The sequence below is a fragment of the Dactylosporangium maewongense genome, from assembly GCF_039531485.1.
GTDB classification, from domain to species: domain Bacteria; phylum Actinomycetota; class Actinomycetes; order Mycobacteriales; family Micromonosporaceae; genus Dactylosporangium; species Dactylosporangium maewongense.
The window spans coordinates 1-24,123 of sequence record NZ_BAAAQD010000038.1 but is presented as its reverse complement, the minus strand read 5'-3'; the positions used below and the strand labels follow the sequence as shown (position 1 = coordinate 24,123).

Genomic DNA, 24,123 nt, shown 5'->3' with positions numbered 1-24,123 from the left:
CGATGACACGGGGGCCGTCACGTCGATCATCAACCTTTCTGGGTTCATCGGTCCGCTCCCGAGGTCAGGCCGGCGACGATGTAGCGCTGAGCGAGGAAGAAGATGGCGATGACCGGTGCGGTCACCGCGATGGAACCGGCCAGGAGCACGGTCACCGGCACCTGTTGGTCGGTGAGCTGGGCGAGACCGAGCGGTGCCGTCCACAGCGAACGGTCCTGGACCAGGAAGAGCAACGCGTAGAAGTACTCGTTCCACGCGATCATGAAGACGTAGATGGCGGTCGCCATGACACCGGGCAGCGCGATCGGCAGGACGACCTTGCGCAGCATCGTCGGCAACGAGCACCCGTCGAGCAGGGCCGCCTCCTCGACGCTCTCCGGCAGGGCGAGGAAGTAGTTGCGCATCATGTACAGCGCGACCGGGATCGTGGCGGCGACGTAGATGATGAGCAGTCCGTACAGCGATCCGGTCAGGCCCATCCGGCTCAGGATGACGAACTCCGGCACCGCGATCACGATGCCTGGGAACAGGTACACGGCGAGGATGATCGCGCTCGTGAACCGGCGCCCCCGGTACCGCAGGCGCGCCACCGCGTACGCCCCGAAGACGCACCCGATGATCGACAGTACGACGGCGGCGACGGCGACCAGCAACGAGTTGATCACGAACCGGCCGAGCCCGAAGCCTCCCGCCGACGGGTCCTTCATGGCTGTGGTGTAGCTGGACAGGTCGATCTCGGACAGCCCGGGCACGACGTCGAGCGGGTCCAGCAGCACGGCGGAGTACGGGCGCAGTGAGAGCAGCACGCCGTAGAGCACCGGCCCGACGCTGCACATGAGCGCGACGATGATGAACGCCCACCGCAGGGCGGCGACCGGGCGGGAGGAGCGCATCGGTGAACTCACATCGTCTCCTTCCGCCTGGAGAGCAGCACGTATCCGGCGAGCAGCACGCAGAGGATCACCGACATCAACATTCCGTAGGCGGCGGCGCCACCGATGTCGGCCCGGTTGATCAGCTGGGTGTAGACCTTGATCGCCATGACCTGAGTGCCCCCCGCGCCCCCGGTCAGCAGGTAGATGTCGTTGAAGCTCTGGAACGACCAGATGAACCGCAGCAGTACCAGGAGCAGGACCACTCCCCGCAGTTGCGGAAGGACGATGTGGCGCAGGCTCTGCCAGCCGGACGCGCCGTCCAGCGCCCCCGCCTCCTCGATCGCACCGGGAACGCTCTGCAGGCGGGCGGTGACGAAGAGGAAGGCGAGCGGGAACGACTTCCAGACCTCGAAGCAGACGACGACCAGCAGGGACACCGGCACCGGCAGGCCCGCCAGGTCCATCGAGGTGGTGCTGAGAAAGCCGATCGGAGTGTCCCAGCCGAGGTACTCCTGACCGAACGCGTTGACGATGCCGTACTGCGGGTTGAGCATCGTCCGCCAGATCATCGCCGAAGCGATGACCGGCAGCACGTACGGGATCAGCAGCAGTACCCGGACCAGGCCCCGACCCCGGAAGGGGCGGCGCAGGGCAAAGGCGAGGGCGAGGCCGACGCCGACGGCCCCGATCGTGGTCAGCGCCGAGTAGGCGATGGTGGTCCACAGCGCGCCCCAGAACGCGTCCGACCCCATGGCGTCCCGGTAGTTGTCGAGGGTCCACTCGACGGAGGATGGCGACAACCGCGGGATGTCGATCAGCCGTATGTCGGAGAACGAGAAGACCACGGACAGGACGAACGGGATCAGGATGACCAGGGTGATCAGCACCAGCGACGGGCCGGTGAGTAACTGGCCGTTGAGGTTCTCCCGCTGGGCACGGCTGAGCCGTTCCCAGCGGGAGACCCGGGTCGTCGGAGTACTCACAGTTCCGCTTGGATCTTCTTGACCCGCTCGGCCATGTCCTTGGTCACCTGCGCGGGCGGCGTGCCGTTGTAGAGACGGTCGAGGAATTCCGCGAGCGCCCCCTGCGAGGTGACCGCGCCCGCGAGGGCCGAGTCTTTCGTCCCCATGCCCCACAGGTGCACGGCGTTGATGCCGTCACGGATCGCGGTGACCATCTCCGGGCCGTACAGCTCGGTGACGGAGCTCTTCCGCTCGGGCCCGATGCCGAGCTTGGCCCACGCCTCGATGTAGGCGTTCGGCTCGCTCGACGTCCCGTTGCGCAGCGGGATCCGCCCCTCGGTCGCCGAGGCGAGCGTGTCCTTGTAGCCCTCGTCCAGCACGTACTTGATGAACGACTTCGCCTCGTTGGTGTGGGCACCCCGCGGGATGCCGTAGCCGAGCGTCGCGCCGTACTGCGCCGGGTGGTCGCGGTCCAGCACAGTGATGAAGCCGGAGTTCTTCGCGAGGAACGCCGGGTCGTCCTTGCACTGCGGGCAGGTCGCCGGGTTCGCCTTGTCCAGGCCGGCCAGCTCGTCGAGGATGTGGGTGGAGAAGAGCAGCATCGAGGACTTCCCGGCGAGGTAGGCCGCTCGCGCGCTGGTCACGTCGAAGTCTCCCTGCACGCTCGAGTCGCGCAGCACCTTGAACAGTTCGGCCGCCCGGGTGCACTCCGGCGAGTCGATCGCGACCTTGCCGTCCTTCACGAGTTCACACCCGGCGCTCTGCCAGATCGAGTAGACGGCCTCGGTGCCCGAGGGGGTGCTGGACTGCGTGCCGAGGGCGATGCCGGTCACCCCGGTCTTCTTCATCTCGGTGGCGGCCTTCGCCAGTTCCTCGAGATTGGTGGGCGCCGCGACCCCGGCGGCCTGGAACAGATCCTTGCGGTAGACCAGCAGGTGCACCCAGCCGTCGCTCGGCACCGCGCCGAGCTCGCCGTCCTGGCTGAACGACTGCAGGGCGTTCTTGTTGAACGTGCCGGCACCGAGGTCGTCGACGACCTGCTTGGCGGCCTTCGTGTCCAGCAGCCCCTGCGACCGCCAGTTGGCCGTCGTCGCGGCGCTGTGCAGCATGACGTCGGGTACCTTCCCGGACGCCGCGCCCGTCACCAGCGCCTGCCGCTGGTCGGCCTCGCTCAGCGGGACGACCTTCACGGCGATGCCGGTCTTCTCCTTGAACTTGGCCGCGATCGCCTCCTGCGCCGCGACCCGGTCCGGGGTCGTCTGCGGCGTCCAGAAGGTGATCTCGTCGGCCTTCTTCGACTCTGGATCAGCGGACCCGCCGCAGGCGGCGAGTAAGGTGAGCGCGGCCGTAGCGGCAGCTGCCGCCACGGTCCAGCGCCTGATCGCGTGGGCCATGTTCGATATCTCCTCGATCTGTTCGTACTCAGTGCCGCTCGATGACGCCGCGCATGACGTTGCCGACCGAGGTCGACGGCGGCTGCGCGCCGAGCAGGGGGCTGATGGTGGCGGCCACGTCCACGAGGCCGGCGTCGCACAGCGGGGCACCAGCCCGGATCCCGGCGCCGGAGGGCACCGGCGGGACCTGCGCCTCGGCCGGCCCGCCGGGTGCGGCACTCGGGACGTCGTCACGGACCCGGCCCATCGTTCCGCCTCCCTCCATATAGCGGGATCGTGAGCGACAGTCTGCGAATCTACGAGGAAGACTGTCAACAACGAGGGCTGAAGTGCAAGAATCCAGCATGCAACGCCACCTGTCTGATGGGAACAGCGGATCCTTGGACGAACTCGACCGGCGGGTCATCGGCGCGCTGCTCGCCCATCCCCGCGCCACTCACGCGCAGATCAGCGAGGCGGTCTTCACCTCCGAGGCGACCGTCTCCCGGCGGGTTCCCCGGCTGCTGCGCAGCGGCGCGGTGCGGGTCATCGGGGTCATGGACAACGAGACGACCCGCCGGGCACGATCGCTCTTCGTCCGGCTGCGCTGCCGCCCGGACGCCGCCAACCGGTCGGCCGATCATCTGGCCCGGTGGCAGGAGAGCGGGTCGGTCAAGCTGGTCACCGGCAGCGTCGACTGCGTGGCCGAGGTGTCCTATGCCTCCAACGAGCACCTGCTCCAGGTGATGTTCGAGCAGTTGCCCGGCCTCGACGGCGTCCTCGCCGTCTGGAGCAACCAGGTGATCCGCAGGTTCTCCACGCCGCACAACTGGAACCCGAGCCTCCTGCCGGCGGACGTGGTCGACCGGCTGCGGTCGCAACGGATCGACCGGTGGGACGAGCAGGCGCCCGTCGACGCTCCGCCGCGGCTGAGCCCGCTCGACGAGATGATCATCGCCAGCCTCGCGGTGGACGGCCGCCTGGGTTGGCAGCCGCTGGCCGATCGGTGCGGCGCGACGCCGGCCACCGTCCGGCGGCGCACCGAGGCGATGATGGCGGCCGGCCTGCTGCGAATGCGGACCGTCGTCGAGCCCAGCGTTGTCGGGCTTCCGGTGAACGCGTTCATCTCACTCAACGTCAACCCGACGCAACTCGGCCAGGCGGGTGCACTGCTCGCCGCCCATCCCGCCGTGCTCATGATCGCCGCGACCACCGGCGACCGGAACCTCTGCGGCGAGGTCGCGCTGGAGAGCGACCGGGCGCTGTACGACTTCCTGTCCGCCACCATCGGTCAGCTGCCCGGCCTCCAGCACGCCGACGTGGCGATCGCACTGCGTTCCGTCAAGCGGGCGGGGAAGGTCCTGCCGCCGATCTCGATCGACGGTGCGCTCGGGCGCGATCCGGCGGATGCGGACCTCTAGGCCGTCAGGAATGGAGCCGGTGGCATCACGCGCGTGACGGGGGGCGGAGTGTCCGCGGGATGGCCGATAACCAGCATGAGAGCGCTCTCGGTCGTGGGATTCTTGCGCTGCATTGCCAATCGTTGACAGTCTGCATCGCCCGTGTCGAGACTCCTGGCAATTCTCGACAGTCTCGTCACCGAGGAGAGGGCATCATGATCCACCGGACCAAACCACTGTTTGCGACCGCCGCCCTACATAGAGTTCGAGCCCGGTCGCGTGCCGTCGGCCTGCTCGCGTCCAGCCTCTGCCTTGCGCTCGCCGGCAGCCTCAGCCCGTCGCCGGCCTTCGCCGCCGGCCCGGCGGCCGGAGCCCACCGACCGGCGCCGTCCGACCACATCGTGCTGCTCGCGTTGGACGGCTTCGACGTCGAATACCTCGACAAAGTCCCGATGCCGAACCTCCAGCACCTGCTGACCCGGGGCACCCTCACCACCTCCACCGGCGTGATGCCCTCCATCACCAACCCGTCGTGGTCGTCCATCGCGACCGGCGCCTGGCCGGAGGCGCACCAGAACACGGCCTACTGGTACAACCCCGCGACGGGGGTGGCCGTCGGCCAGCAGCGGGACCTGGCCGTGCCGACCATCGCGCAGGCGATCCGTGCGCAGGGCGGCACGGTGCTGTCCTCGCAGTGGTTCGTCGTCCAGAACTACGGCACGGCGTTCGGCGACCCCGACGGCATTTACACCCAGCCGGGCGGGGACTGCCCCCGTCGGGTCGACGACGCCGTCGCGGTGCTCGGCGGCAAGCCGGTGAGCAGCGGCGGAAAGCTGGTCACCGCACCGAAGATTCCCGACCTGATCGCGGTCTACTGCGACGTGCTCGACGCGCTCGGGCACGCCGACGGCGACATCGCCCCCGGCATCCCGGACGCCCTGCGGCAGATCGACGCGCAGATCGGCCGGCTGGTGGATGCCGTCAAGGACGCCGACATCTACGGTCGTACGACGTTCGTCATCACCGGTGACCACGGCATGTCCACGTTCACCCAGGGCACCGACACCGCGATGCTCGCCGCCATCGCCGGCGCGGGCTACAAGGCACAGATCCTCAACGCCGGCCAGTCGCCGGCCGCTGACACGGATGCGGTGATCGTCATCGGTGGCGTCGGCAGCCTCCACCTGGTCGGGGACGCCGCCAACGACCCGGCCGCCGCCGAGCGGATCAAGGCCGCGCTCCTCACCCTCCCGCACGTGCGCGCGGTGTACGGCAAGGACGCGCAGCGCGCCATGCACATGAGCCCCAAGTTCGGCGAGCTGGTCATCGAGCCGGAGTCCGGATGGTCGCTGGGCGCGACACCGGCCGGGCCGCGCGGAGTGCACGGCCTGACCGAGACGCTCTCCGTGCCACTGGTGCTCGCCGGCGCCGGCGTGCGGCCGAACACGCCGCCCCAGTCGCCCCGGCACGTCGACCTCGCCCCGACGATGGCGGCCCTGCTCGGTATCGAACCGCCGTCCGGCAGCCAGGGGCGCGTCCTGACAGAGTCGATCCGTGTCAAGTGAGCGGAAGGACCACGCCGTGACGTCCCAGCCGGCCTTCCCGCACGTACAGTTCCCGGTGGATCGGCGCCGCCTGCTCACCCTCGGTGCCGGTGCGCTCGTCGGAGCGGCCACCGGCGTCATCGCGAGCGGCTCGCCGGGCACCGCGGCACCGCCGGCACCGTCGGGTTTCGCGCTCCTCGGCGACACCCAGATCGACGTCTCCCTGCCTGAGCGCACCGAGTGGGTGGGCTGGGTGTACCAGCAGATCGCCGCAGCGGACCCCCAGCTCGTCTGCCACGTCGGGGACATCGTCGAGCACGGTTCGGCGGAGGAGTACGACACGTACCTGTCGACCGTCCCGGTCGCCCTGCGGCCGCGAATCCGGTACGTGCCGGGCAACCACGACTGGCGGTGGGACAGTACCGCCGGCGAGCGCTACGGCGCGCTCTTCGGACCCCGCCGCTACTCCTTCGACTTCGCCGGAATGCACTTCGTCGCCCTGGACCCCAGCCACCTGCTGCAGGAACCGGGCGGGTTCGGCGAGTCGGGCATCAGCTGGCTCACCCGGGACCTGGACCGGGTGCGGCCGGGTGTGCCGATCATTCTGCTCTGCCACTTCCCGTTCGGCGGCGACAACTACTACGTCAGCGACCAGGAACGACTGCTGGAGCTGCTGGACCGCTACAACGTGCGGGCGATCTTCGCCGGGCACATCCACACCGAGGAGGTGCAGCGGTTCAACGGCCTGACCCAGCTGGCCGTCGACGACACCCGTGGTACGCCGATCTACTACTGGGTGGAGCGGGTGGTCAGCACGGCGGGCCCGATGCTGACGGTGACCGCCGTGCAGCGAGGCACCGACGGCGCCCCGGTGTCGCGGCCGGTGCTGGAGATCCCGCTCGCCGGCCCCCGCACGGCGGTCGAGGAGCGACCGCAGTCGGTGCGGCTCGCCCAGTCCGGTGCCGCGCTGGCGGTGTCGGTGCGCCTCAACCCTCATGCCCGCGCGGCCAGCGTGCAGGCACAGCTGTTTCCCCAGCACACGTACGGGCTGAAGGACGCCGGCCAGTGGCGTGACCTGCCCGGGGACGCCTCCGGCCGCGGCTATGCCGGCACCCTGGACATCGCCGCGCTACCACCCGGCGAGCACCGGATGACGGTCCGGGTCACCAACCCGGAGGGCGCCTGGTACGAGCAGAACCGCACCTTCACCCTGCCCGACGCCGACCGGAGGCTGCGCTGGCGCGAACAGCTTGGCGCCCCGGTGCAGGCCGGGCTGGCGGCCGGCGACGGCCTGCTGGTCGCCGCGACGGTCGACGGCACCGTGATCGGGGCGCGGCCCAGCCGTGCCAAGCTGGGGCGCCGCTGGCAGACCCGGATCGGGCCAGTGCACGGCCGGCCGGCGTTCGCACCCGACGGCCGAACCGTCTACCTGCCGTCGGATGATCACCACTTGTACGCGCTCGACCCGGCCAGCGGCAGAACGCGGTTCATGTACGACGCGGGAGCCCCGGTGCTCGGCAGTCCGCTCGTGACCACGATCGGCGGCCGCGACGTGGTGATCTTCGGCGCGGGCGAGGCACGGCACGCCATCGACGCGGCGACAGGCGCCCCGGTGTGGACCGTGTCCGGACAGGGCATGTTCACGGGGCGCGCGGCGAGCGACGGCACCCGGGTGTACGCGGGTGGCGGCCTCGGCTACGCGTACGCGCACGACGCCCGCACCGGTGCGGTGCTGTGGGAGTCCTCCACCAACACCCGCACCACCGCCTACAGCCGCCTCATCTACGGCCCCTGGGCAGACACCCTGATGGTCCTGCCCAACGGCCTGGTCCTGGTGTCCACAGTGGCCAACGCGTTCGCGCTGGACCCCGCCACCGGCGAACAGCGCTGGTCGCGGGCCGGCTCGTTCATCTATGCCCCGAAGGCGCAACTCGCCGGCGGTGACCTGCTGATGTTCGACGACGGGGCGCGCACCGCCGCCCGGGTGGACCCGTCCACCGGCCAGGCGCGGTGGACCGCGGACCTGGTCGCCCGCCCGGTCAACACCGGCGCGGCGGTGCACAACGGCGTCGCCTGGGTGCCCGGCACGACGGGACTGCTGGTCGGCGTCGACGTGGCCAACGGGGCGATCCGGGCCCGCCTGCAACTGACCACCACGGCGTACTGCTACAGCCCGCCGGTGGTGGTCGACGGAACGCTGCTCGTCGGTGACCAGGACGGCCAGTTGTACGGCGTCGCCGTGGACTGAAACGACCCGAGTGGCTCCCCGCATCCAGGCGCGGGGAGCCGCTCGCTCCGTCAGGTACCTGGAGCCGGGACAACCGCTGGCGAGGACGTGCGATGGACGATGTGGCGATCAGGGACCTGCTGGCCGGGGACGCCCCGGTGACCTGGGTGTTCGCGGGCGACAGCATCGTGCAGGCCGCCCGGTGGACGGACGGCGCGCGGTGCTACCGGAATGCGGGCCAGTGCTCCGGCCTTCAGGCCGGGGGTGAAGGCCCGCGCTGGGAGGGCCGCCAGGCCCGAGCAGTGCCTTAGCCGGGACGGTTCTTCTGTTATAAAATCATCCCTCTTGAAGAAGATGAAAATGCGATGCGAGTGCGACTGGCCAGACTGTCGGACCTGCGCCCCAAGCAGGAGATGTACACCCATTCGGCGTGCTTGAAAGAACGGCTTCCCGGCGGTTTCGATGTCTGGTGGGAGTAGGAATACATCCACCGATGAAGGATTGCTCCGGGGAGGCCCAGTGGCTGGGCTTCCCCGGACGTCGAGTCCCTGAGAAGGCGCTTGAGATGGGTGTCGCACGGCGTGTCCGGCTGGTTGACGGTTCTGCCGGGGACGCCCCCTGTCGGGTGCGGTTCGCCGATGTCAGACGCCGCTGCGGGATGCCGCTGAACTGGCGTGACACCTGCAGCGGGGGGCGGATCTCCACCGACTGGCTTTGTTCGCATCGAGGTTTCAGGGGTTCGAGTCCCCTGAACCGGAGGTAGTGCTCCGCCGCTCGGGCGCTTCACCGCGAGCACTCAGGGTTACCTGGACGGTCGAGTCGGCTTCATGGCGAGCACCGCGATTGTTGCGACTGCCTCATGCGTGTCTGCCCACACGAAGTCGATGGTCTCGAGTAACGCGTAGTCCACCGACTTGTAATCGGAAGGTTGGGGGGTTCGACCCCATCACCGACCCGGGCACGACCTCCGAATGGGTGGTGTCCAGCGGGGCTCACGCCGACCTGGACCGGTGTGCCGCCGGGCTGGAGCCTGCTGGCCAACCCGGCCACCGCGCAATGGGTGCACGCTGACGACGAAGGCAGCGAGGTCGTGCTCCAGGGGGCCTCCGGGCAGACGGCGATGTTCACCCGCACGGCGCCGGGCTACTACCAGGCGCCGCCGGCGTGACAACCGCCTCGCCGACATCCGCGACGCGCTCGCAGACGCCGCTGTCGCCGCCGGCACCCCGGCCGGCACGGCCGTCGCCTGCCCGGCCGGCAGCACCGGACTGTCGGTGACCCCAGTCGACACGCAGATCTGCTACGACAGCACCGGGCGCGTCGCCACGGTCATCCAACCGGCAGCCCGGGGGAGGACGTGGCCCCATCGCCCCATCGCCCCACCGGCCGGCCCGCGGCGCCCCCACACCGGCCGGCCCGCGACCCCGTCGCACTGACCTCGGTGGCCCCAAAGGTGCCCCGGCCGAAGAACGGCACCCCCTCGGCCGATCCCCGGCCCAGCCGAACGGCCGACGCGAAACACGTCCGCACCAGGCGGAAACTCGCAGGTCACCCACGGTAGGAAGGTCCGCCGAAGCGCGTGAGATCCGCGTTGCCGGATGCATTGACGTGGCCTGAGTCACGGCTCTATCGTGAACCACCAGTTCACTCAGTGATCCGATCCAACGGTTCACTGAGTGAAACACTACCGCCGGACGACGGCTCCCGAGAGGTTTCGGAGAGTGCCTGCACATGACCGCGACAAAGATCGTTCCGCCGCCGTCGGCCGAGACGGGGCGCGCCCAGCGCGGGCGGCAGCAGCTGGCGCAGGGCCGGTCCCTTCGCGGACCTAACGTGAAGAAGCACGTCATCAACATCGTCGGCTCGATCGGCGTCCTCGCGGTGCTGGCCGGGCTCTGGGAGGGTTACAAGGCGCTGGGCCAGGCGTTCGACGACGTCATTCCCGGCACCCGGATCGGCTTCCCGGTGGCCACCGACGACCTGTCGATGCCCCACCTCTCGGCGATCGTGGGCTCGCTGGTCGAGCCGGCCCGCCGCGGCGACCCGACGACCCTGGCCGCATACCTGATCGGCGAGACGACGGTGACGCTGCGCGAGGCCCTCTACGGCCTCGTCGCCGGCTCCGCGCTCGGCCTGCTGCTGGCGATCGTGTTCCTCAACGTCGTCCCGGTCAGCAAGGGCCTGATGCCGTGGCTGGTGGCCTCCCAGACGGTGCCGCTGGTGGCCATCGCCCCGATGATCGTGATCTGGGGCGGCAAGGCCGGCGCCCCGCCATGGATCGCCGTCACCGGCATCGCCGCCTACCTGGCCTTCTTCCCGGTCACCATCAACACCCTGCGCGGGCTGAAGTCGCCGCAGAAGGTGCACCTGGAGCTCATGCACAGCGTCGGGGCCAAGCGCCGCCAGGTGCTGTGGTGGCTGCGCATCCCAGCGTCGCTGCCGTTCGTGTTCTCCGGGCTCCGGCTGGCAGCCACGGCGAGCGTCGTGGGCGCCATCGTCGGCGAGCTGTCCGCCGGCACCGGCCGCGGCATCGGCCGGTCGATCCTGACCTTCGCCTACTACTACTCGAACGGCCCCGAGAAGCTCTACGCCGCTGTCCTCGTCTCGGCGGTCGCCGGCATCGTCTTCGTGCAGCTGCTGGGCCTGATCGAGCGCTTCGCGCTGCGACACCGCCATGCGTGAGCACAAGCAGAAGCCTTTGGCTCGGACCGCCTCACCTGCGGATCGTTTCTCCCGCCAGACATCCCGACGCCCGTGGGGCAAGACCGCACCGAACCTCACAATTGCCTGGAGTAGCTGATGACTGAGCCCGCCATCATCTCCGTCCGCGGAGTCAACAAAGAGTTCAACAGCGGCGGCAAGCGCTCGGTGACCGCGCTTCAGAACATCGACCTGACGATCGAGCGCGGCGAGTTCGTGTCGCTGCTCGGCCCGAGCGGCTGCGGCAAGAGCACCCTGCTGCGCGTGCTGGCCGACCTCACCGAGCCGACCAGCGGCACGGTGACGCTCAACGGCAAGACGCCCCGCGCCGCGCGGACCGACCGTGACTACGGGATGGTCTTCCAGCAGGCCGGCCTGTTCGACTGGCGCAGCGTCCAGCGCAACGTGGAGCTGCCGCTACAGGTCGCCGGGGCCGGCAAGCAGGCCCGCCGGGCGAAGGCGCAGGAGATGCTGGAGCTCGTCCGGCTCTCCGAGTTCGCCAAGCACTTCCCGTGGCAGCTCTCCGGCGGCATGCAGCAGCGGGTGGCGATCGCCCGCGCGCTCTCCGCCGACCCCGCGATCCTGTTCATGGACGAGCCGCTGGGCGCGCTGGACGAGATGAACCGGGAGCGGCTGCAGGGCGAGCTGCTGCGGATCTGGGCCGACACCCGGACCACGGTCGTGTTCGTCACGCACAGCATCTCCGAGGCGGTCTTCCTCTCCTCGCGGATCGTCGTCATGTCGGCCCGCCCGGGCCGGATCGCCGCGAGCATCGACGTGGACCTGCCGTACCCGAGGACCTCGGCCACCCGTAGCACCGAAGCGTTCTTCGCCAAGGTGACCGAGGCCCGCACGGCCCTGCACAGCGAGCTCGCTGAGCAGGCTGCCTGATGGCCGTCACCCAGGCCGTCCAGCCGTCCCGGCTGCGGGCCCAGCTCGGCCGCGTCCTACCGGTCGTCGTCACCGCCCTGGTGATTCTCGGCGCGTGGCAGCTCGCCGTCATCGTGTTCGACGTCCCGTCGTTCATCCTCCCGACGCCGACCGCGATCCTGTCCGCGTTCGCCGGCCAGTTCGGCACGATCATGTCGGCCTCCCGGATCACCGTCGAGGCGGTCCTGCTCGGCCTGCTCATGGGCGTGGTCTGGGGCGTCGTGCTGGCGCTGGTGCTGAGCCGGTTCCCGAGCATGTCCGGGCCCGTGCTCACCGTGGCCGTCATCATCAACTGCGCTCCGATCGTGGCCCTGGCCCCGATCTTCAACAACTGGTTCGGCGTCACCAGCCTGGTCTCCAAGGCCGGCGTCGCCGCCGTGATGGTGTTCTTCCCCGTTCTGGTCAACACGACCCGGGGCCTGCTCCAGGTCTCACCCCTGCACCTGGAGCTCATGCAGTCGCTGGCGGCCAAGCCCCGGCACGTGGCGCTGATGCTGCGACTGCCCAACGCGCTGCCCTTCCTGTTCAACGCGTTGAAGCTCGGCTCCACCCTCGCCGTCATCGGCGTGATCGTGACCGAGTACTTCGGCGGCCCGAGCAACGCACTCGGCGTCTACATCGCCTCGCAGGCGTCGCTGCCCCGGTTCGACTACGCCTGGGCCGGAATCCTCGTGGCGAGCGTGCTCGGCCTGGCCATGTTCGGCGTCGTCTCGCTGCTGGAGCGCCTCCTCATGCCCTGGCACTCCTCGCTGCACGACGAGAACCCGTAGGCGCCACACCCCCTCAGAAGCCCCCAAACTCTTCTCTGCTTTGGAGTCACCATGTTCCTTCGTAGACGGCCGGGCCGGTTGGCAGCCGGTCTGAGCGCTCTCACCGCCACCGCGCTGCTCGCGACCGGCTGTGGCGGCATGTCCGACAGCGGCACGCAGGCCGCGTCCGACGCCGGCAAGGACTGCCAGTCGAAGACCAAGGTCCGCGTCGTGCTCCAGTGGGTCGCCCAGGCCCAGTTCGCCGGCTACTACGCGGCGAAGGACAAGGGCTTCTACGACGCGGCGTGCCTGGACGTGACCATCCAGGAGGGCGGCGTCAACATCGTCCCCCAGCAGGTCCTCTCCTCCGGCAATGCCGAGTTCGCGGTCAGCCACGTCACCAAGACGATGGCGACCCGCGAGCAGGGCGCCGACCTCGTCAACATCGGCCAGGTCTTCCAGCGCGGCGCGTACCTGCAGGTCGCCTGGGCCGACTCGGGCATCAAGACCCTCGCCGACCTCAAGGGCAAGAAGACCGGCAGCTGGGGCTACGGCAACGAGCTGGTGCAGTACGCGGCGATGCGCGGCGCGGGCGTCGAGCCGACCAAGGACACCCAGATCATCCAGCAGCCGTTCGACATGTCGCTGCTGCTCAAGCGCGAGGTCGACAGCGCACAGGCGAAGACGTACAACGAGTACGCCCAGCTGCTGGAGACCAAGAACCCGAAGACCGGCAAGCTGTACCAGCAGTCGGACTTCACCGCGATCAGCCTGCAGGACGCCGGCTACACCAGCCTCGAGGACGGCATCTACAGCCGCGGGGACTGGCTCAAGGACCAGGCCAACCAGGACACCGCGGTGAAGTTCCTCAAGGCGTCGTACCAGGGCTGGGCCGCCTGCCGCGATGACCTCAAGGGCTGCGTCGACATCGTGCTCAACCACGGCAGCGCGCTTGGCGCCGGTCACCAGACCTGGATGCTCACCGAGGTCAACAAGCTGGTCTGGCCGTCGCCGAACGGCATCGGGGCGATGGACCAGAAGTCGTGGGACTCCACCATCGACATCGCGATCAAGGGCGGCGTGCTCAAGAACAAGCCGGACAGCAGCGCGTTCCGCACCGACCTGTCCGACAAGGCCCGCGAGGAGCTCAAGGCGGCCGGTGCGGACGTCGTGGGCAGTTCCTACAAGCCCGAGACGCCGACGATCACCGAGGGCGGCAAGTAGCCGCGCAGGGTGCCGGACGGGGTTGCGGCCTCGTCCGGCATCCTGGCGGCCCGCCGCGCCTGCCAGGATGGCATCGAAAAGAATTGCCGCTGACGATGGCATGCGGATAACGGGAGGAACTCGATGGCATCTGGTGAAGCCGGCCTGGTCCGGCGCACCATCTGGCTGCTGCGCGCGGTGGCCGCCCACCCCGAGGGCGTCGGCCTCAGCGAGGTCGCGCGCGAGGCGGGCATTCCGAAGGCGACCTGCTACCGGGTGCTGACCGTGCTGGAGCGGGAGAGCTGGCTGACCCTCGACCCGGTGACGCGGCGCTACCGCGTCTCCCTCGGCCTGCTGTCCATCGTGGGCGGCCTGCTCGACGGCGGCGGTGCCTATGGCCACATGCGTGACGTCCTGCGCGGCCTGGCGGAGGAGACCCGGGAGACGGCGGGCTTCGACGTCCTGCTCGCCCCGAAGGTGATGGTCGTGGCCCAGGTGCCGGGACCCTCGCTCATCGGCCAGACCCTCAAGCCCGTGCCGCGGACGCAGCCCGTGTGGGCCACGTCCACCGGCAAGGTGCTGCTGGCCGCGCTCGACCCGGCCGAGGTCCGCGCCGACTTCGCCGAGGAGTTCGCCGCGTCCGCGCCGCCGGAGGTCGGCGACCTGGACTCGTTCATGGGCTCGCTGGCGGCGGTCGGCGCCCGCGGGTTCGCGTTCGCCTACGACGAGCTCGAGGTCGGCGCGGCCTCCGTGGCGGCGCCGGTGCGAATCCGGGGCACCACGCCGTACGCGGTCTGGATCGGCGGCCCCACCTACCGGCTCACCCGCGAACGGATCGACGAGGTGGCGGAGTCGGTCATGAAGGCCGCCCGGCAACTCAGCGAGCTGCTCAGCAATACCGACATCGAGCTGCCCAGTGGGCTAGGCCGGCTGTAACGCCGGCGATGGACCGGACCGGGGACGACCGGCCGGTGGAGGAGGAAGCAATGGCCTCATTTGACGAGGCGCTGGCCGCGGCGACGGCGGCGGCCGGCCGGGTGCCGAAGGGCCTGTACATCGACGGCGAGTGGCGGACGGCCCAGGGCGGCAAGGCTCTGGCGGTCGAGGACCCGGCGACCGGCTCGGTGATCGCGGAGGTCGCCGACGCATCCGTCGCCGACGCGCTCGACGCCCTGGCCGCCGCCGACCGGGCCCAGCACGCCTGGGCCGCCACGGCACCGCGCGAGCGCGGCGAGGTGCTGCGCCGGGCGTTCGAGCTGATGGTCGAGCGCCGCGACGACCTGGCCGGGCTGATGACCCTGGAGATGGGCAAGGCCTTCGCCGAGTCGCAGGCCGAGGTCAGCTACGCGGCGGAGTTCTTCCGCTGGTTCGCCGAGGAGGCCGTCCGCATCGACGGCGGCTACCTGCCGGCCCCGGCCGGTGGCTCCCGGGTGCTGCTCATGCGTCAGCCGGTCGGCCCGTGCCTGCTCATCACCCCGTGGAACTTCCCGATGGCGATGGGCACCCGCAAGATCGGCCCCGCGCTCGCGGCCGGCTGCACGGTCGTGGTGAAGCCGGCCAAGCAGACCCCGCTGTCGATGCTGGCGCTGGTGGCGATCCTCGAGGAGGCCGGCGTCCCGCGGGGCGTGGTCAACGTGTTCACCACGGCCCGCTCGGGCGAGGCCAGCTCGGCGCTGCTCGACGATCCGCGGCTGCGCAAGGTGTCGTTCACCGGCTCGACCGAGGTGGGCCGGACCCTGCTGGGCCAGGCCGCCCGGCGGGTGCTGCGCACGTCCATGGAGCTCGGTGGCAACGCGCCGTTCCTGGTCTTCGACGACGCCGATCTCGACCTCGCCATCGAGGGGGCCGTCCAGGCCAAGATGCGCAACGTCGGCGAGGCCTGTACCGCCGCCAACCGCTTCTATGTCCAGCGCTCCGTCGCGGAGCAGTTCGTCAGCGGCCTGGCCGAGCGCCTGGGCCGCCTGCGCGTCGGCCACGGGCTCGACCCCGCGACCGAGGTGGGCCCGCTCATCGACGGCAACGCCGTGAAATCGGTCGGCGAGCTGGTCTCCGACGCGACCGCGGCCGGCGCCCGGGTCGTGACCGGGGGAGCGGCCGTCGGCGGCGACGGCTACTTCTTCGCCCCGACGGTCCTGGCCGACGTGCCCGGCGACGCCCGGACGGTCCGCGAGGAGATCTTCGGCCCGGTGGCCCCGATCGTGGTCTTCGACGCCGAGGACGAGGCGGTCGGCCTGGCCAACGCCTCCGAGTACGGCCTCGCCTCCTACGTCTTCACCGAGAACCTGGGCCGCGGGCTGCGCGTCAGCGAACGCCTCGAGAGCGGCATGGTCGGTCTCAACCAGGGCGTCATCTCCAACCCGGCGGCGCCGTTCGGCGGGGTGAAGCAGTCCGGCCTCGGCCGCGAGGGCGGCCGGGTCGGCATCGACGAGTACCTGAACATCAAGTACACGGCCGTCCGGGCGAACTGGTGACCGGCTTCGTCCTGGCCGGCGTGCAGTGGGAACCGGTCCTCGGTGACGTCGAGGGCAACCTCGCGGCCTCGTCGGCCTGGATCCGGCGGGCCGCGGCCGAGGGGGCCCGGCTCGTCGTCCTGCCCGAGGCGTCCTCGGCCGGCTACGTGTTCGAGGATCGGGCGGAGGCGGCGAAGTACGCGGAGCCGATACCCGACGGCCCCACGAGCACCGGTTGGGCCGCGCTCGCGGCGGAGCTGGGGATCTGGATCGTCGGCGGCCTGACCGAGCTCGACGGGGAGCGGGTCTACAACTCCGCGGTGGTGCTCGGGCCGGACGGCCACCTGGGCACGTACCGCAAGGCCCACCTGTGGAACGACGAGAAACGCATCTACGACCCGAACACGGCCGGCTTCCCGGTGTTCGACACCCCGCTGGGGCGCATCGGCGTCGGCATCTGTTACGACGCCTGGTTCCCCGAGATGTTCCGCAGCGCGGCCGTACAAGGTGCGGATCTTCTCGTGCTGCCGTCGAACTGGGTGCCCGTGCCCGGGCAGCCCGACACCGGGCCGGCGATGGCGCACCTGATGTGCATGACGGGCGCACACAGCAACCAGTTCTTCGTCGCCGGCATCAGCCGGATCGGCGTCGAGCGCGGGCAGGAGTTCGTCGGGCGGTCCGTGCTCGTGGGCCCCGACGGCTGGCCGCTGGCCGAGCCCGCGAGCCGCGACCGCGAAGAGCTGGTGCTGGCCGAGGTCGACCTCATCGGCACCCGCCGGGAGCGCCGGGAGAACCCGTTCAACCAGCCTCTGGCTGACCGGCGCACCGACCTCTACTCGAGCTGAGCCTCGAGTCCTCACGGCTCTTGACAGCCCCCCGCAGTGTCTACAGTATTTGAACCGACGGTTCGTTCAATGAACCACAGAGGAGTCATCGTGATCAGGGTCCGGAAGATCGTTCGCCACCTCGAGGAGACCTGGCTCGAGAACGGTCAGGACGTGCAGCCCCGCCACCGCGTCGCGTTCGTCGGGGTCGTCATCGAGAACCCCTACCCCAGCGAGTACGTGCAGGATCTGGTGACCCTCGCCGACGAACTGGGCGAGGAGATCGGCAGCCTCATCGGCCCGGCCTGCGTCGAGCTGCTGGGCGACGAGGTCGAGGCATTCGGCAAGGCGGCGCTCGTCGGCATCGACGGGGAGCTCGAGCACGGCTCGGCGCTCATTCACAACCTGCGGTTCGGCAACATGTTCCGCAACGCGGCCGGCGGCACCGAGCTGCTCCCGGCGGCCGAGAAGGTCGGGCTCACCGGCAGCCCGATCGACATCCCGCTCAAGCACAAGCTGGACTCGAAGACCCGCTCGCACCACCAGACGGTGACGCTGCAGGTCGCCGACGTCCCGCGGCCCCGCGAGATCTTCGTGATCGTCGCCGCGGCCAACGCCGGCCGCCCGCTCGCCCGCCTCGCCACCTTCGGCGCCGAGGTCAAGGCCGGCGCATGACCATCACCGAGCACCAGATCGACGCCGGCGCCTGGACCGCGGAGCGCGTGAAGGCGGTCGACAAGGAGTACGTCATCCACTCCTGGTCGGTGCAGGGCTCGCTCGACCCGATCCCCGTCGCCGGCGGCTCGGGCTCGTGGTTCTGGGACTACGACGGCCGCAAGTACCTGGACTTCCAGTCGCAGCTCGTCAACCTGAACCTGGGCCACCAGCACCCCCGCCTCGTCGAGGCGATCCGCGCCCAGGCCGAGGAGCTGTGCTACATCGGCCCCGGCTTCGCGGAGCGCTCGCGGGCCGAGCTCGCCGAGATGATCGCGAACCTGACCCCCGGCGACCTGAAGATGAGCTTCTTCACCACCGGCGGCGCGGCGGCCAACGAGAACGCGGTGCGGCTCGCCCGCCATGTGACCGGCCGGCACAAGATCGTCGCGCGGTACCGCTCGTACCACGGCGCCACCGCCGGTGCGATGTCGCTCACCGGCGACCCGCGCCGGTGGGCCGCGGAGCCGGGCATCAGCGGCGTGGTGCGGATGCTCGACCCGTACACGTACCGCTGCCCGGCCGGGCACCCCGACCCGTGCCCGGTCTGCTCGGGCGGGCCGCACCTCGAGGAGCTCCTGCAGTACGAGAACCCCGAGACCGTCGCCGCCGTCATCGTCGAGCCGGTCACCGGGACCAACGGCCTGCTCTACCCGCCGGACGGGTACCTACAGTCGCTGCGCGAGGTCTGCGACCGGTACGGCATCATCCTGATCTTCGACGAGGTCATGGCCGGCTTCGGGCGCACCGGCGAGTGGTTCGCCTGCAACCACTGGAACGTCACGCCCGACATCCTCATCACCGCCAAGGGCCTGAACTCGGGCTACGTCCCGCTGGGCGCGATGACGGTGAACGAGCGGATCTCCGAGTGGCTGCGGACGAACATGTTCTGGGGCGGCATGACCTACGCCGGTCACCCCCTCGCGTGCGCGTCCGGCGTGGCCTCGCTGCGGATCATGCAGGACGAGGGCGTCGTGGACAACTCGCGGGCGATGGGCGAGCGCCTCGGCGCCGGCCTGGCCAAGCTGGCCGAGCGGCACCCGAGCATCGGCGACATCCGCGGCCGCGGCCTCTTCTACGGCGTCGAGCTGGTGAAGAACCGCGCGACCAAGGAGCCGCTCGTCCCGTTCAACGCCAAGGGACCCGCGGCCGCCCCGGTCGGCAAGCTGCTCAAGGCCGCGATGGAGCGGGGCGTGTACCTCACCGCCAACTTCAACGTCCTGCGCCTCACGCCGCCGCTGGTCATCAACGCCGCCGAGATCGACCTGGCGCTCGGCGTGCTCGACGAGGTCCTCGCCCTCGCCGACGAGCACTACCAGGGCTGAACTGGAGAGATTGCCATGGGATCGACACTGATTCGCGGCGGTACGGTCGTCAACGCCGACGCGGCCATCCGCGCCGACGTGCTCGTACGCGACGGCCGGATCGTCGCGCTCGGTATCGGTTCGGACTGGACCGCCGACACGGTCATCGATGCGACCGGCATGCTCGTCATCCCGGGCGGGATCGACGCGCACACGCACCTGGAGTACCCGATCGACGGGTTCACCACCAGGACGGCCGACGACTTCTACACCGGGACCGTCGCCGCCGCGCACGGCGGCACCACGACGATCCTGGACTTCGTCAAGAAGGAGCCGGACCGGTCGCTGTACGACACGTACCTGCGCCGCCGCGACGCGGCCCTGGAGCGCTCGGTCGTCGACTTCGGTCTGCACGCCATCGTCCCGCCCCGCGCCCAGCAGCCCGACGTGCTCGACGACCTGCGCCGCCTCGCCGGCGAGGGGGCGGCCGGCTGGAAGTTCTTCATGGCCTACCCGGGCACCCAGATGGTCGACGACGGCGAGCTGCTGGAGGGCTTCGACCTCGCCCGTGAGCTCGGCGTGCTGCCGATGGTGCACGCCGAGAACGGGCACATGGTGGCCCGCGAGACTCAGCTGCTCATCGACCGCGGGGACACGGCCGAGCACTTCCACGCGACCGCCCACGGCCACGACTCCGAGGCCGAGGCCGTGCACCGCGCGATCGTGCTCGCCGAGTCGGTCGGGGCGCCGCTGTACGTCGTGCACGTCTCCAGCGCCGCCGCGGCCGACGAGATCAGCCGGGCACGGGCCGACGGCCGCCGGGTGTGGGCGGAGACCTGCCCGCAGTACCTGCAGGTCGCCTACGAGGACTACGAGGGCCTCGGCGAGAAAGCCGCCGCCTACCTGTGCTCGCCGCCGATCCGCGAGCGCAGCAACCAGGAAGGCCTGTGGAAGGCGCTCGTCACCGGCGCGATGGCGACGGTCGCGACCGACCACGCAGGCTTCTGCCTGCACCAGCCCGACGACCTGCCCCCGCAGAAGCTGCGCAGCCCCGGCTACTTCCCCAAGGTGCCCAACGGGGTGCCCGGCATCGAGGACCGGCTCATGGTGCTCTGGGAAGGCGGCGTGGCGAGCGGGCGCTTCGACGCCTGCCGCTTCGTCGACCTGGTGTCGACCCGGCCGGCCAAGCTCTTCGGCCTGTTCCCCCGCAAGGGGATCGTCGCCGTCGGGGCCGACGCCGACCTGGTCGTGTGGGACCCCGCCGCCGACCACGTCATCACCACCGAGAACACCCACATGCGCACCGACTACAACCTCTACGACGGGATGCGGGTGACCGGCAAGCCGGTCCACGTCCTGTCCCGCGGCGAGCACCTGGTCGACGCCGCCGGCTCCTTCTCCGGCGCCGCGGGCCGCGGAGTCTTCGCCGAGCGCGGCGCGCCGCACCTCTTCTGAACGGAGCGTTCTTCGCAATGAAAATTCCTCTTGGCATCCATGTCGGCGAGCGGCTCAGCCTCGAGCAGACCTACTGGCAGGCCGAGTTCGCCGACCAGAACGGCTTCGAGTCCGTCTGGGTCGCCGAGGGGCGCCTCGCCCGCGACGGCATCGTGCCCGCCGCGATCATCGCGAGCCGGACCCGCCACGTGAAGATCGGCACCGGCGTCGTCAACAACAAGAGCCGCAACGCCGCGCTCATGGCAGTCACCTTCAAGACCCTCGACGAGGTCGCGCCCGGCCGCGCGATCCTCGGCATCGGCGCCTGGTGGGAGCCCCTCGCGACCAAGGTCGGGCAGCCCCTCGTCAAGCCGATCGCGTCGATGCGCGAGTACATCACCGTCCTGCAGTCGTTCTTCCGCAACGAGCTCGTCGACTTCGAGGGCGACTTCGTGCAGATGCGCGGCGTGCGCTTCGACAGCATGTACCGCGAGAACAAGCCCGTCGACATCCCCATCTACATCGGCGCCGTGGGCCCGAAGATGCTCGAGCTGGCCGGGGAGATCAGCGACGGCGTGCACATGGACTTCCTGCTGCCGCCGTCGTACCTCGTCGGTGCGAACGCCGCCATCGAGCGCGGCCTGGCCAAGCGCACCGACGGCAAGACGTCGATCGACCTCACTCAGATCGTCTCGTGCAGCATCAACGACGACGACCCGCAGGAGGCCATCGACGCCTGCAAGGCCTTCCTGACGCTGTACCTGTGCCAGCAGCCCCACATCGCCGAGCACTGCGGCGTCGAGCGCGAGCTGGTCGACCGGCTCCAGGAGATCGCCGGCTGGCCCGCGACCCCCGAGGACATCAAGCGCGCGATGCAGCTCGTCCCCAACAGTCTGGTCCAGAACGTGACCGCCTGTGGCTCGACGGACGACGCGTTCGAGAAGCTCATGTCGTACCACGAGGCCGGCGTTCGCAGCCCGATCATCTCGACGCTGGGCGACAAGGAGCAGACCCTCACCCGGCTCGCCCAGGCGGCCAAGGCATGAGCGTCACCACGATCGCCGTCATCGGCGGGACCGGTCCCCAGGGCCGCGGCCTTGCCTACCGCCTGGCTCGCGCCGGACACTCCATCGTGCTCGGCTCCCGAGACGCTTCGCGTGCCTCGGCGGCCGCGGTGGAGCTGGGGCATGAGCTCGAGATCGGCTCCGTGGAGTTGCGTCGGGTGGCCGGGAACGTCACCGGTGCGTCCAACCTCGACGCGGCCGCCTCCGCCCCCGTCGTGCTGCTCGCCGTGCCCTACGACGGACACACCGAGCTGGTGTCGTCGCTGGCCGCTGCCCTGGCCGGGAAAATCGTCATCAGTTGTGTCAACCCGCTGGGCTTCGACAAGCAGGGCCCGTTCGGCCTCGACGTCCCCGCGGGCAGCGCCGCCGAGGAGGCCGCGTCCCTGGCCGGCGGCGCCACGGTGGTGGGCGCGTTCCATCACCTCTCGGCCCCGCTGCTGCTCGACCAGGACGCGGACCTGAGCCACGAGGACGTCCTGGTCTGCGGCGACGACCGCGAGGCCAAGGAGCTCGTCATGGGCCTGGCCGCGGACGTGACCGGCGGCCGGGGCGTCGACGCGGGCCGGCTGCGGCTGGCCCGTCAGCTGGAACCGCTGACCGCCGTGCTCATCTCGGTGAACAAGCGGTACAAGACCCGCTCCGGGGTGTCCATCACCGGCCTGACCCAGGCCTCCCACGAGAGGGTCCCCGCGTGAAACTCGCCGCACTGCAACTGCAGGCCTCCAACGACCGCACGGAGACGATCGGCCGCGCCGCCGACCTGATCGACGACGCCGCCGGCCAGGGCGCCCGGATCCTGCTGCTGCCGGAGCTCTTCGCCGTGCCGTTCGTCCAGCCGGAGCCGGACCTCGACTACTTCGAGCTGGCCGAGCGCCTCGACGGCCCCTCGAACCAGATGGCCGCCGAGCGCTCGCGGCAGCACGGCATGACGATCGTCTCGTCGATCTTCGAGGCCGCCGAGGTGCCGGGCGTGTACTACAACACGGCCTGCACCTACGTGGCCGGCGAGCTCAAGTCGGTGTACCGCAAGTCGCACCTGCCGTTCTCCAACGGTTTCCCGGAGAAGTTCTACTTCCAGCCCGGCGGCTCGGAGCCCGAGGTCGTCGACACCGGCGAAACCGGCGTCGGCACCATCATCTGCTACGAGCGCCACTTCCCGGAGCTCAGCCGAATCGTGGCCCTGCGCGGTGGCTCGGTGCTGTGCGTGCCGGTCGCCTCGGCCAGCGCCCCCATGCGTGAGGTCTTCCAGCTGGAACTGCGCGCGCACGCGGTGTTCAACGGCCTGTTCGTGATCTGCTCGAACCGGGTCGGCAAGGAGGGCGTCAAGGACTACTTCGGCCTCAGCGCCGTCTACGGCCCGGACGGCGACGTGCTGGCCGAGGCGGCGGACGGCGCCGACGGGCTGGCGGTCGCGGAGGTGGACCTGAGCCTGATCGACCGCACCCGGCGCAAGCGGCCGTTCCTGCGGGATCGGCGGCCCGAGCTGTACTCGCGCCTGACGAAGATGGGCCCGACAGCCTGACCCCAAGCCGGTGCGGCGCATGCGATGTCGTGCTCATTGCATGCGCCGTGCCGTTCCACCCACCCACCCCCGACCACGGCCGACCGATCCGCCAGGACACCGCAGCGGCCTGGCTCGGAATCAGCCATTATTCGCTTCGTCTGGGGTGTGGGCGGAACCTCCAACGGATCGGTGCATGTCGGTGCCGGATGGCGGTGGGCTGTTTCACGCGGATCAGCGGCCCGCCGCCAGTGGCCAGCGCCCGGCCGTTGGCCGTTCCCCTGCCCTGAACGCGGTCGGTGGGGTCATGCCCGGCAGGAGCCAGACAGGAGCCGGGCATGTGCTCGTTCAACGCAGCTGTCGACGCGACGGTCATCGCTGGTCGACACCCGCGGGCGTCGCTGAGCGTGGTGGCTTCAGTTGAGGCGGCGCGGACGCCGTCAGGGCCGTTGATGAGACGCTCCCCCCGCGGGGTGAGGTAGTGGTGGTTGAAGTCGTTGACCAGGTCGACGACCCAAATTCTGGGTGCGCGGTGTTCGACCTAACTTCATGCATCTGGTTCGTGCGTCTGGCGAAAGGTTCGGTCTCCTGGCAGCGTCCGCCAGGGAGGCGCTCCCTGCCCGACGCGCTGCCCGACGCGCTGCGCGCCGAGGTGGCCGAGCATGCCAGGCCGCGCGGGCCGCCGTGGCTGCCTTCGTGTGGCGCTGACCTGTTGGTTTGGTTGGCTTGGGCAGGTCGGCTAAGGGGGTGTCTCACTTGGTGAGGTCCTTGCCTCGGGCATGATCTTCTGTTTGTGGCGGATGTTGTCGAGGACATGATCCATACCTGGGCGCCGGACGACCTGTGGCAGGTCGCGCAACCGCTGATTC

At 70.1% G+C, this 24,123-nt stretch carries 20 protein-coding genes; 16 read left to right on the top strand and 4 right to left on the bottom strand.

What is annotated here, in order from left to right:
• Positions 1-44 precede the first annotated feature (44 nt).
• Genes ABD332_RS52525 through ABD332_RS52510 form a run of 4 tightly spaced genes read right to left on the bottom strand, consistent with a single transcriptional unit; the run spans position 45 to position 3,478 of the window.
• A complete protein-coding gene (locus ABD332_RS52525) occupies positions 45-905 on the bottom strand; it encodes a carbohydrate ABC transporter permease (RefSeq protein ID WP_344513370.1) in 861 nt (286 codons plus the stop codon).
• Complete coding sequence (locus tag ABD332_RS52520; RefSeq protein ID WP_344513368.1) at positions 902-1,858, bottom strand: carbohydrate ABC transporter permease; 957 nt, start codon at positions 1,856-1,858, stop codon at positions 902-904. The genes ABD332_RS52525 and ABD332_RS52520 overlap by 4 nt, the downstream gene beginning before the upstream one ends.
• Positions 1,855-3,231, bottom strand: coding sequence for an ABC transporter substrate-binding protein (locus tag ABD332_RS52515; protein WP_344513366.1), 1,377 nt, complete (start codon positions 3,229-3,231; stop codon positions 1,855-1,857). The genes ABD332_RS52520 and ABD332_RS52515 overlap by 4 nt, the downstream gene beginning before the upstream one ends.
• 28 nt (positions 3,232-3,259) lie before the next feature.
• The gene (locus ABD332_RS52510) at positions 3,260-3,478 is read right to left on the bottom strand and encodes a hypothetical protein (protein WP_344513364.1); all 219 of its coding nucleotides are present in this window, start codon (positions 3,476-3,478) and stop codon (positions 3,260-3,262) included.
• Between the two features lie 133 nt (positions 3,479-3,611).
• On the opposite strand from ABD332_RS52510, the gene ABD332_RS52505 reads away from it, so the two are divergent.
• The 16 genes from ABD332_RS52505 to ABD332_RS52430 all read left to right on the top strand — a co-directional run bounded on the left by ABD332_RS52505 (position 3,612) and on the right by ABD332_RS52430 (position 23,275).
• On the top strand, positions 3,612-4,631 hold the full coding sequence (locus tag ABD332_RS52505; RefSeq protein ID WP_344513362.1) for an Lrp/AsnC family transcriptional regulator: 1,020 nt from the start codon (positions 3,612-3,614) through the stop codon (positions 4,629-4,631).
• Between the two features lie 194 nt (positions 4,632-4,825).
• A complete protein-coding gene (locus ABD332_RS52500) occupies positions 4,826-6,175 on the top strand; it encodes an alkaline phosphatase family protein (RefSeq protein ID WP_344513360.1) in 1,350 nt (449 codons plus the stop codon).
• Positions 6,176-6,191: 16 nt separating this feature from the next.
• On the top strand, positions 6,192-8,402 hold the full coding sequence (locus ABD332_RS52495) for an outer membrane protein assembly factor BamB family protein (protein ID WP_344513358.1): 2,211 nt from the start codon (positions 6,192-6,194) through the stop codon (positions 8,400-8,402).
• 1,710 nt (positions 8,403-10,112) lie between these two features.
• Positions 10,113-11,063, top strand: coding sequence for an ABC transporter permease (locus ABD332_RS52490; protein WP_344513357.1), 951 nt, complete (start codon positions 10,113-10,115; stop codon positions 11,061-11,063).
• Between the two features lie 117 nt (positions 11,064-11,180).
• Positions 11,181-11,972: an ABC transporter ATP-binding protein gene (locus ABD332_RS52485; RefSeq protein WP_344513355.1), complete on the top strand. Its 792-nt coding sequence runs from the start codon at positions 11,181-11,183 to the stop codon at positions 11,970-11,972.
• Positions 11,972-12,781 (top strand): ABC transporter permease, encoded by an 810-nt coding sequence (locus ABD332_RS52480; protein ID WP_344513353.1) that lies wholly within the window; start codon positions 11,972-11,974, stop codon positions 12,779-12,781. The genes ABD332_RS52485 and ABD332_RS52480 overlap by 1 nt, the downstream gene beginning before the upstream one ends.
• Positions 12,782-12,832: 51 nt before the next feature.
• On the top strand, positions 12,833-13,984 hold the full coding sequence (locus ABD332_RS52475; RefSeq protein ID WP_344513351.1) for an ABC transporter substrate-binding protein: 1,152 nt from the start codon (positions 12,833-12,835) through the stop codon (positions 13,982-13,984).
• A gap of 123 nt (positions 13,985-14,107) precedes the next feature.
• A complete protein-coding gene (locus tag ABD332_RS52470; RefSeq protein ID WP_344513349.1) occupies positions 14,108-14,899 on the top strand; it encodes an IclR family transcriptional regulator in 792 nt (263 codons plus the stop codon).
• Positions 14,900-14,949: 50 nt separating this feature from the next.
• Complete coding sequence (locus tag ABD332_RS52465) at positions 14,950-16,434, top strand: NAD-dependent succinate-semialdehyde dehydrogenase (RefSeq protein WP_344513347.1); 1,485 nt, start codon at positions 14,950-14,952, stop codon at positions 16,432-16,434.
• On the top strand, positions 16,431-17,258 hold the full coding sequence (locus ABD332_RS52460) for a nitrilase family protein (RefSeq protein ID WP_344513345.1): 828 nt from the start codon (positions 16,431-16,433) through the stop codon (positions 17,256-17,258). Before ABD332_RS52465 ends, ABD332_RS52460 begins: the two co-directional genes overlap by 4 nt.
• 90 nt (positions 17,259-17,348) lie before the next feature.
• A complete protein-coding gene (locus ABD332_RS52455) occupies positions 17,349-17,912 on the top strand; it encodes an amino acid synthesis family protein (protein WP_344513343.1) in 564 nt (187 codons plus the stop codon).
• Positions 17,909-19,276: an aminotransferase class III-fold pyridoxal phosphate-dependent enzyme gene (locus ABD332_RS52450; protein WP_344513340.1), complete on the top strand. Its 1,368-nt coding sequence runs from the start codon at positions 17,909-17,911 to the stop codon at positions 19,274-19,276. Before ABD332_RS52455 ends, ABD332_RS52450 begins: the two co-directional genes overlap by 4 nt.
• A gap of 15 nt (positions 19,277-19,291) precedes the next feature.
• On the top strand, positions 19,292-20,710 hold the full coding sequence (gene hydA / locus ABD332_RS52445; protein ID WP_344513338.1) for a dihydropyrimidinase: 1,419 nt from the start codon (positions 19,292-19,294) through the stop codon (positions 20,708-20,710).
• A gap of 17 nt (positions 20,711-20,727) precedes the next feature.
• Positions 20,728-21,735, top strand: a complete 1,008-nt coding sequence (locus ABD332_RS52440) for an LLM class flavin-dependent oxidoreductase (protein ID WP_344513336.1) — start codon at positions 20,728-20,730, stop codon at positions 21,733-21,735.
• Positions 21,732-22,448 carry an NADPH-dependent F420 reductase gene (npdG, locus tag ABD332_RS52435; RefSeq protein ID WP_344513334.1) on the top strand — a complete coding sequence of 239 codons (717 nt, stop codon included), beginning with the start codon at positions 21,732-21,734 and terminating at the stop codon, positions 22,446-22,448. The genes ABD332_RS52440 and npdG overlap by 4 nt, the downstream gene beginning before the upstream one ends.
• Complete coding sequence (locus ABD332_RS52430; RefSeq protein ID WP_344513332.1) at positions 22,445-23,275, top strand: carbon-nitrogen hydrolase family protein; 831 nt, start codon at positions 22,445-22,447, stop codon at positions 23,273-23,275. The genes npdG and ABD332_RS52430 overlap by 4 nt, the downstream gene beginning before the upstream one ends.
• The last annotated feature ends 848 nt before the right edge of the window (positions 23,276-24,123 follow it).

Coding starts and splice junctions, on each gene's coding strand:
- ABD332_RS52515 (WP_344513366.1), bottom strand. CDS start 3,231: ATGGCCCACGCGATCAGGCGCTGGACCGTGGCGGCAGCTGCCGCTACG.
- ABD332_RS52510 (WP_344513364.1), bottom strand. CDS start 3,478: ATGGGCCGGGTCCGTGACGACGTCCCGAGTGCCGCACCCGGCGGGCCG.
- ABD332_RS52500 (WP_344513360.1), top strand. CDS start 4,826: ATGATCCACCGGACCAAACCACTGTTTGCGACCGCCGCCCTACATAGA.
- ABD332_RS52490 (WP_344513357.1), top strand. CDS start 10,113: ATGACCGCGACAAAGATCGTTCCGCCGCCGTCGGCCGAGACGGGGCGC.
- ABD332_RS52485 (WP_344513355.1), top strand. CDS start 11,181: ATGACTGAGCCCGCCATCATCTCCGTCCGCGGAGTCAACAAAGAGTTC.
- ABD332_RS52480 (WP_344513353.1), top strand. CDS start 11,972: ATGGCCGTCACCCAGGCCGTCCAGCCGTCCCGGCTGCGGGCCCAGCTC.
- ABD332_RS52475 (WP_344513351.1), top strand. CDS start 12,833: ATGTTCCTTCGTAGACGGCCGGGCCGGTTGGCAGCCGGTCTGAGCGCT.
- ABD332_RS52470 (WP_344513349.1), top strand. CDS start 14,108: ATGGCATCTGGTGAAGCCGGCCTGGTCCGGCGCACCATCTGGCTGCTG.
- ABD332_RS52465 (WP_344513347.1), top strand. CDS start 14,950: ATGGCCTCATTTGACGAGGCGCTGGCCGCGGCGACGGCGGCGGCCGGC.
- ABD332_RS52450 (WP_344513340.1), top strand. CDS start 17,909: ATGACCATCACCGAGCACCAGATCGACGCCGGCGCCTGGACCGCGGAG.
- hydA (WP_344513338.1), top strand. CDS start 19,292: ATGGGATCGACACTGATTCGCGGCGGTACGGTCGTCAACGCCGACGCG.
- ABD332_RS52440 (WP_344513336.1), top strand. CDS start 20,728: ATGAAAATTCCTCTTGGCATCCATGTCGGCGAGCGGCTCAGCCTCGAG.
- npdG (WP_344513334.1), top strand. CDS start 21,732: ATGAGCGTCACCACGATCGCCGTCATCGGCGGGACCGGTCCCCAGGGC.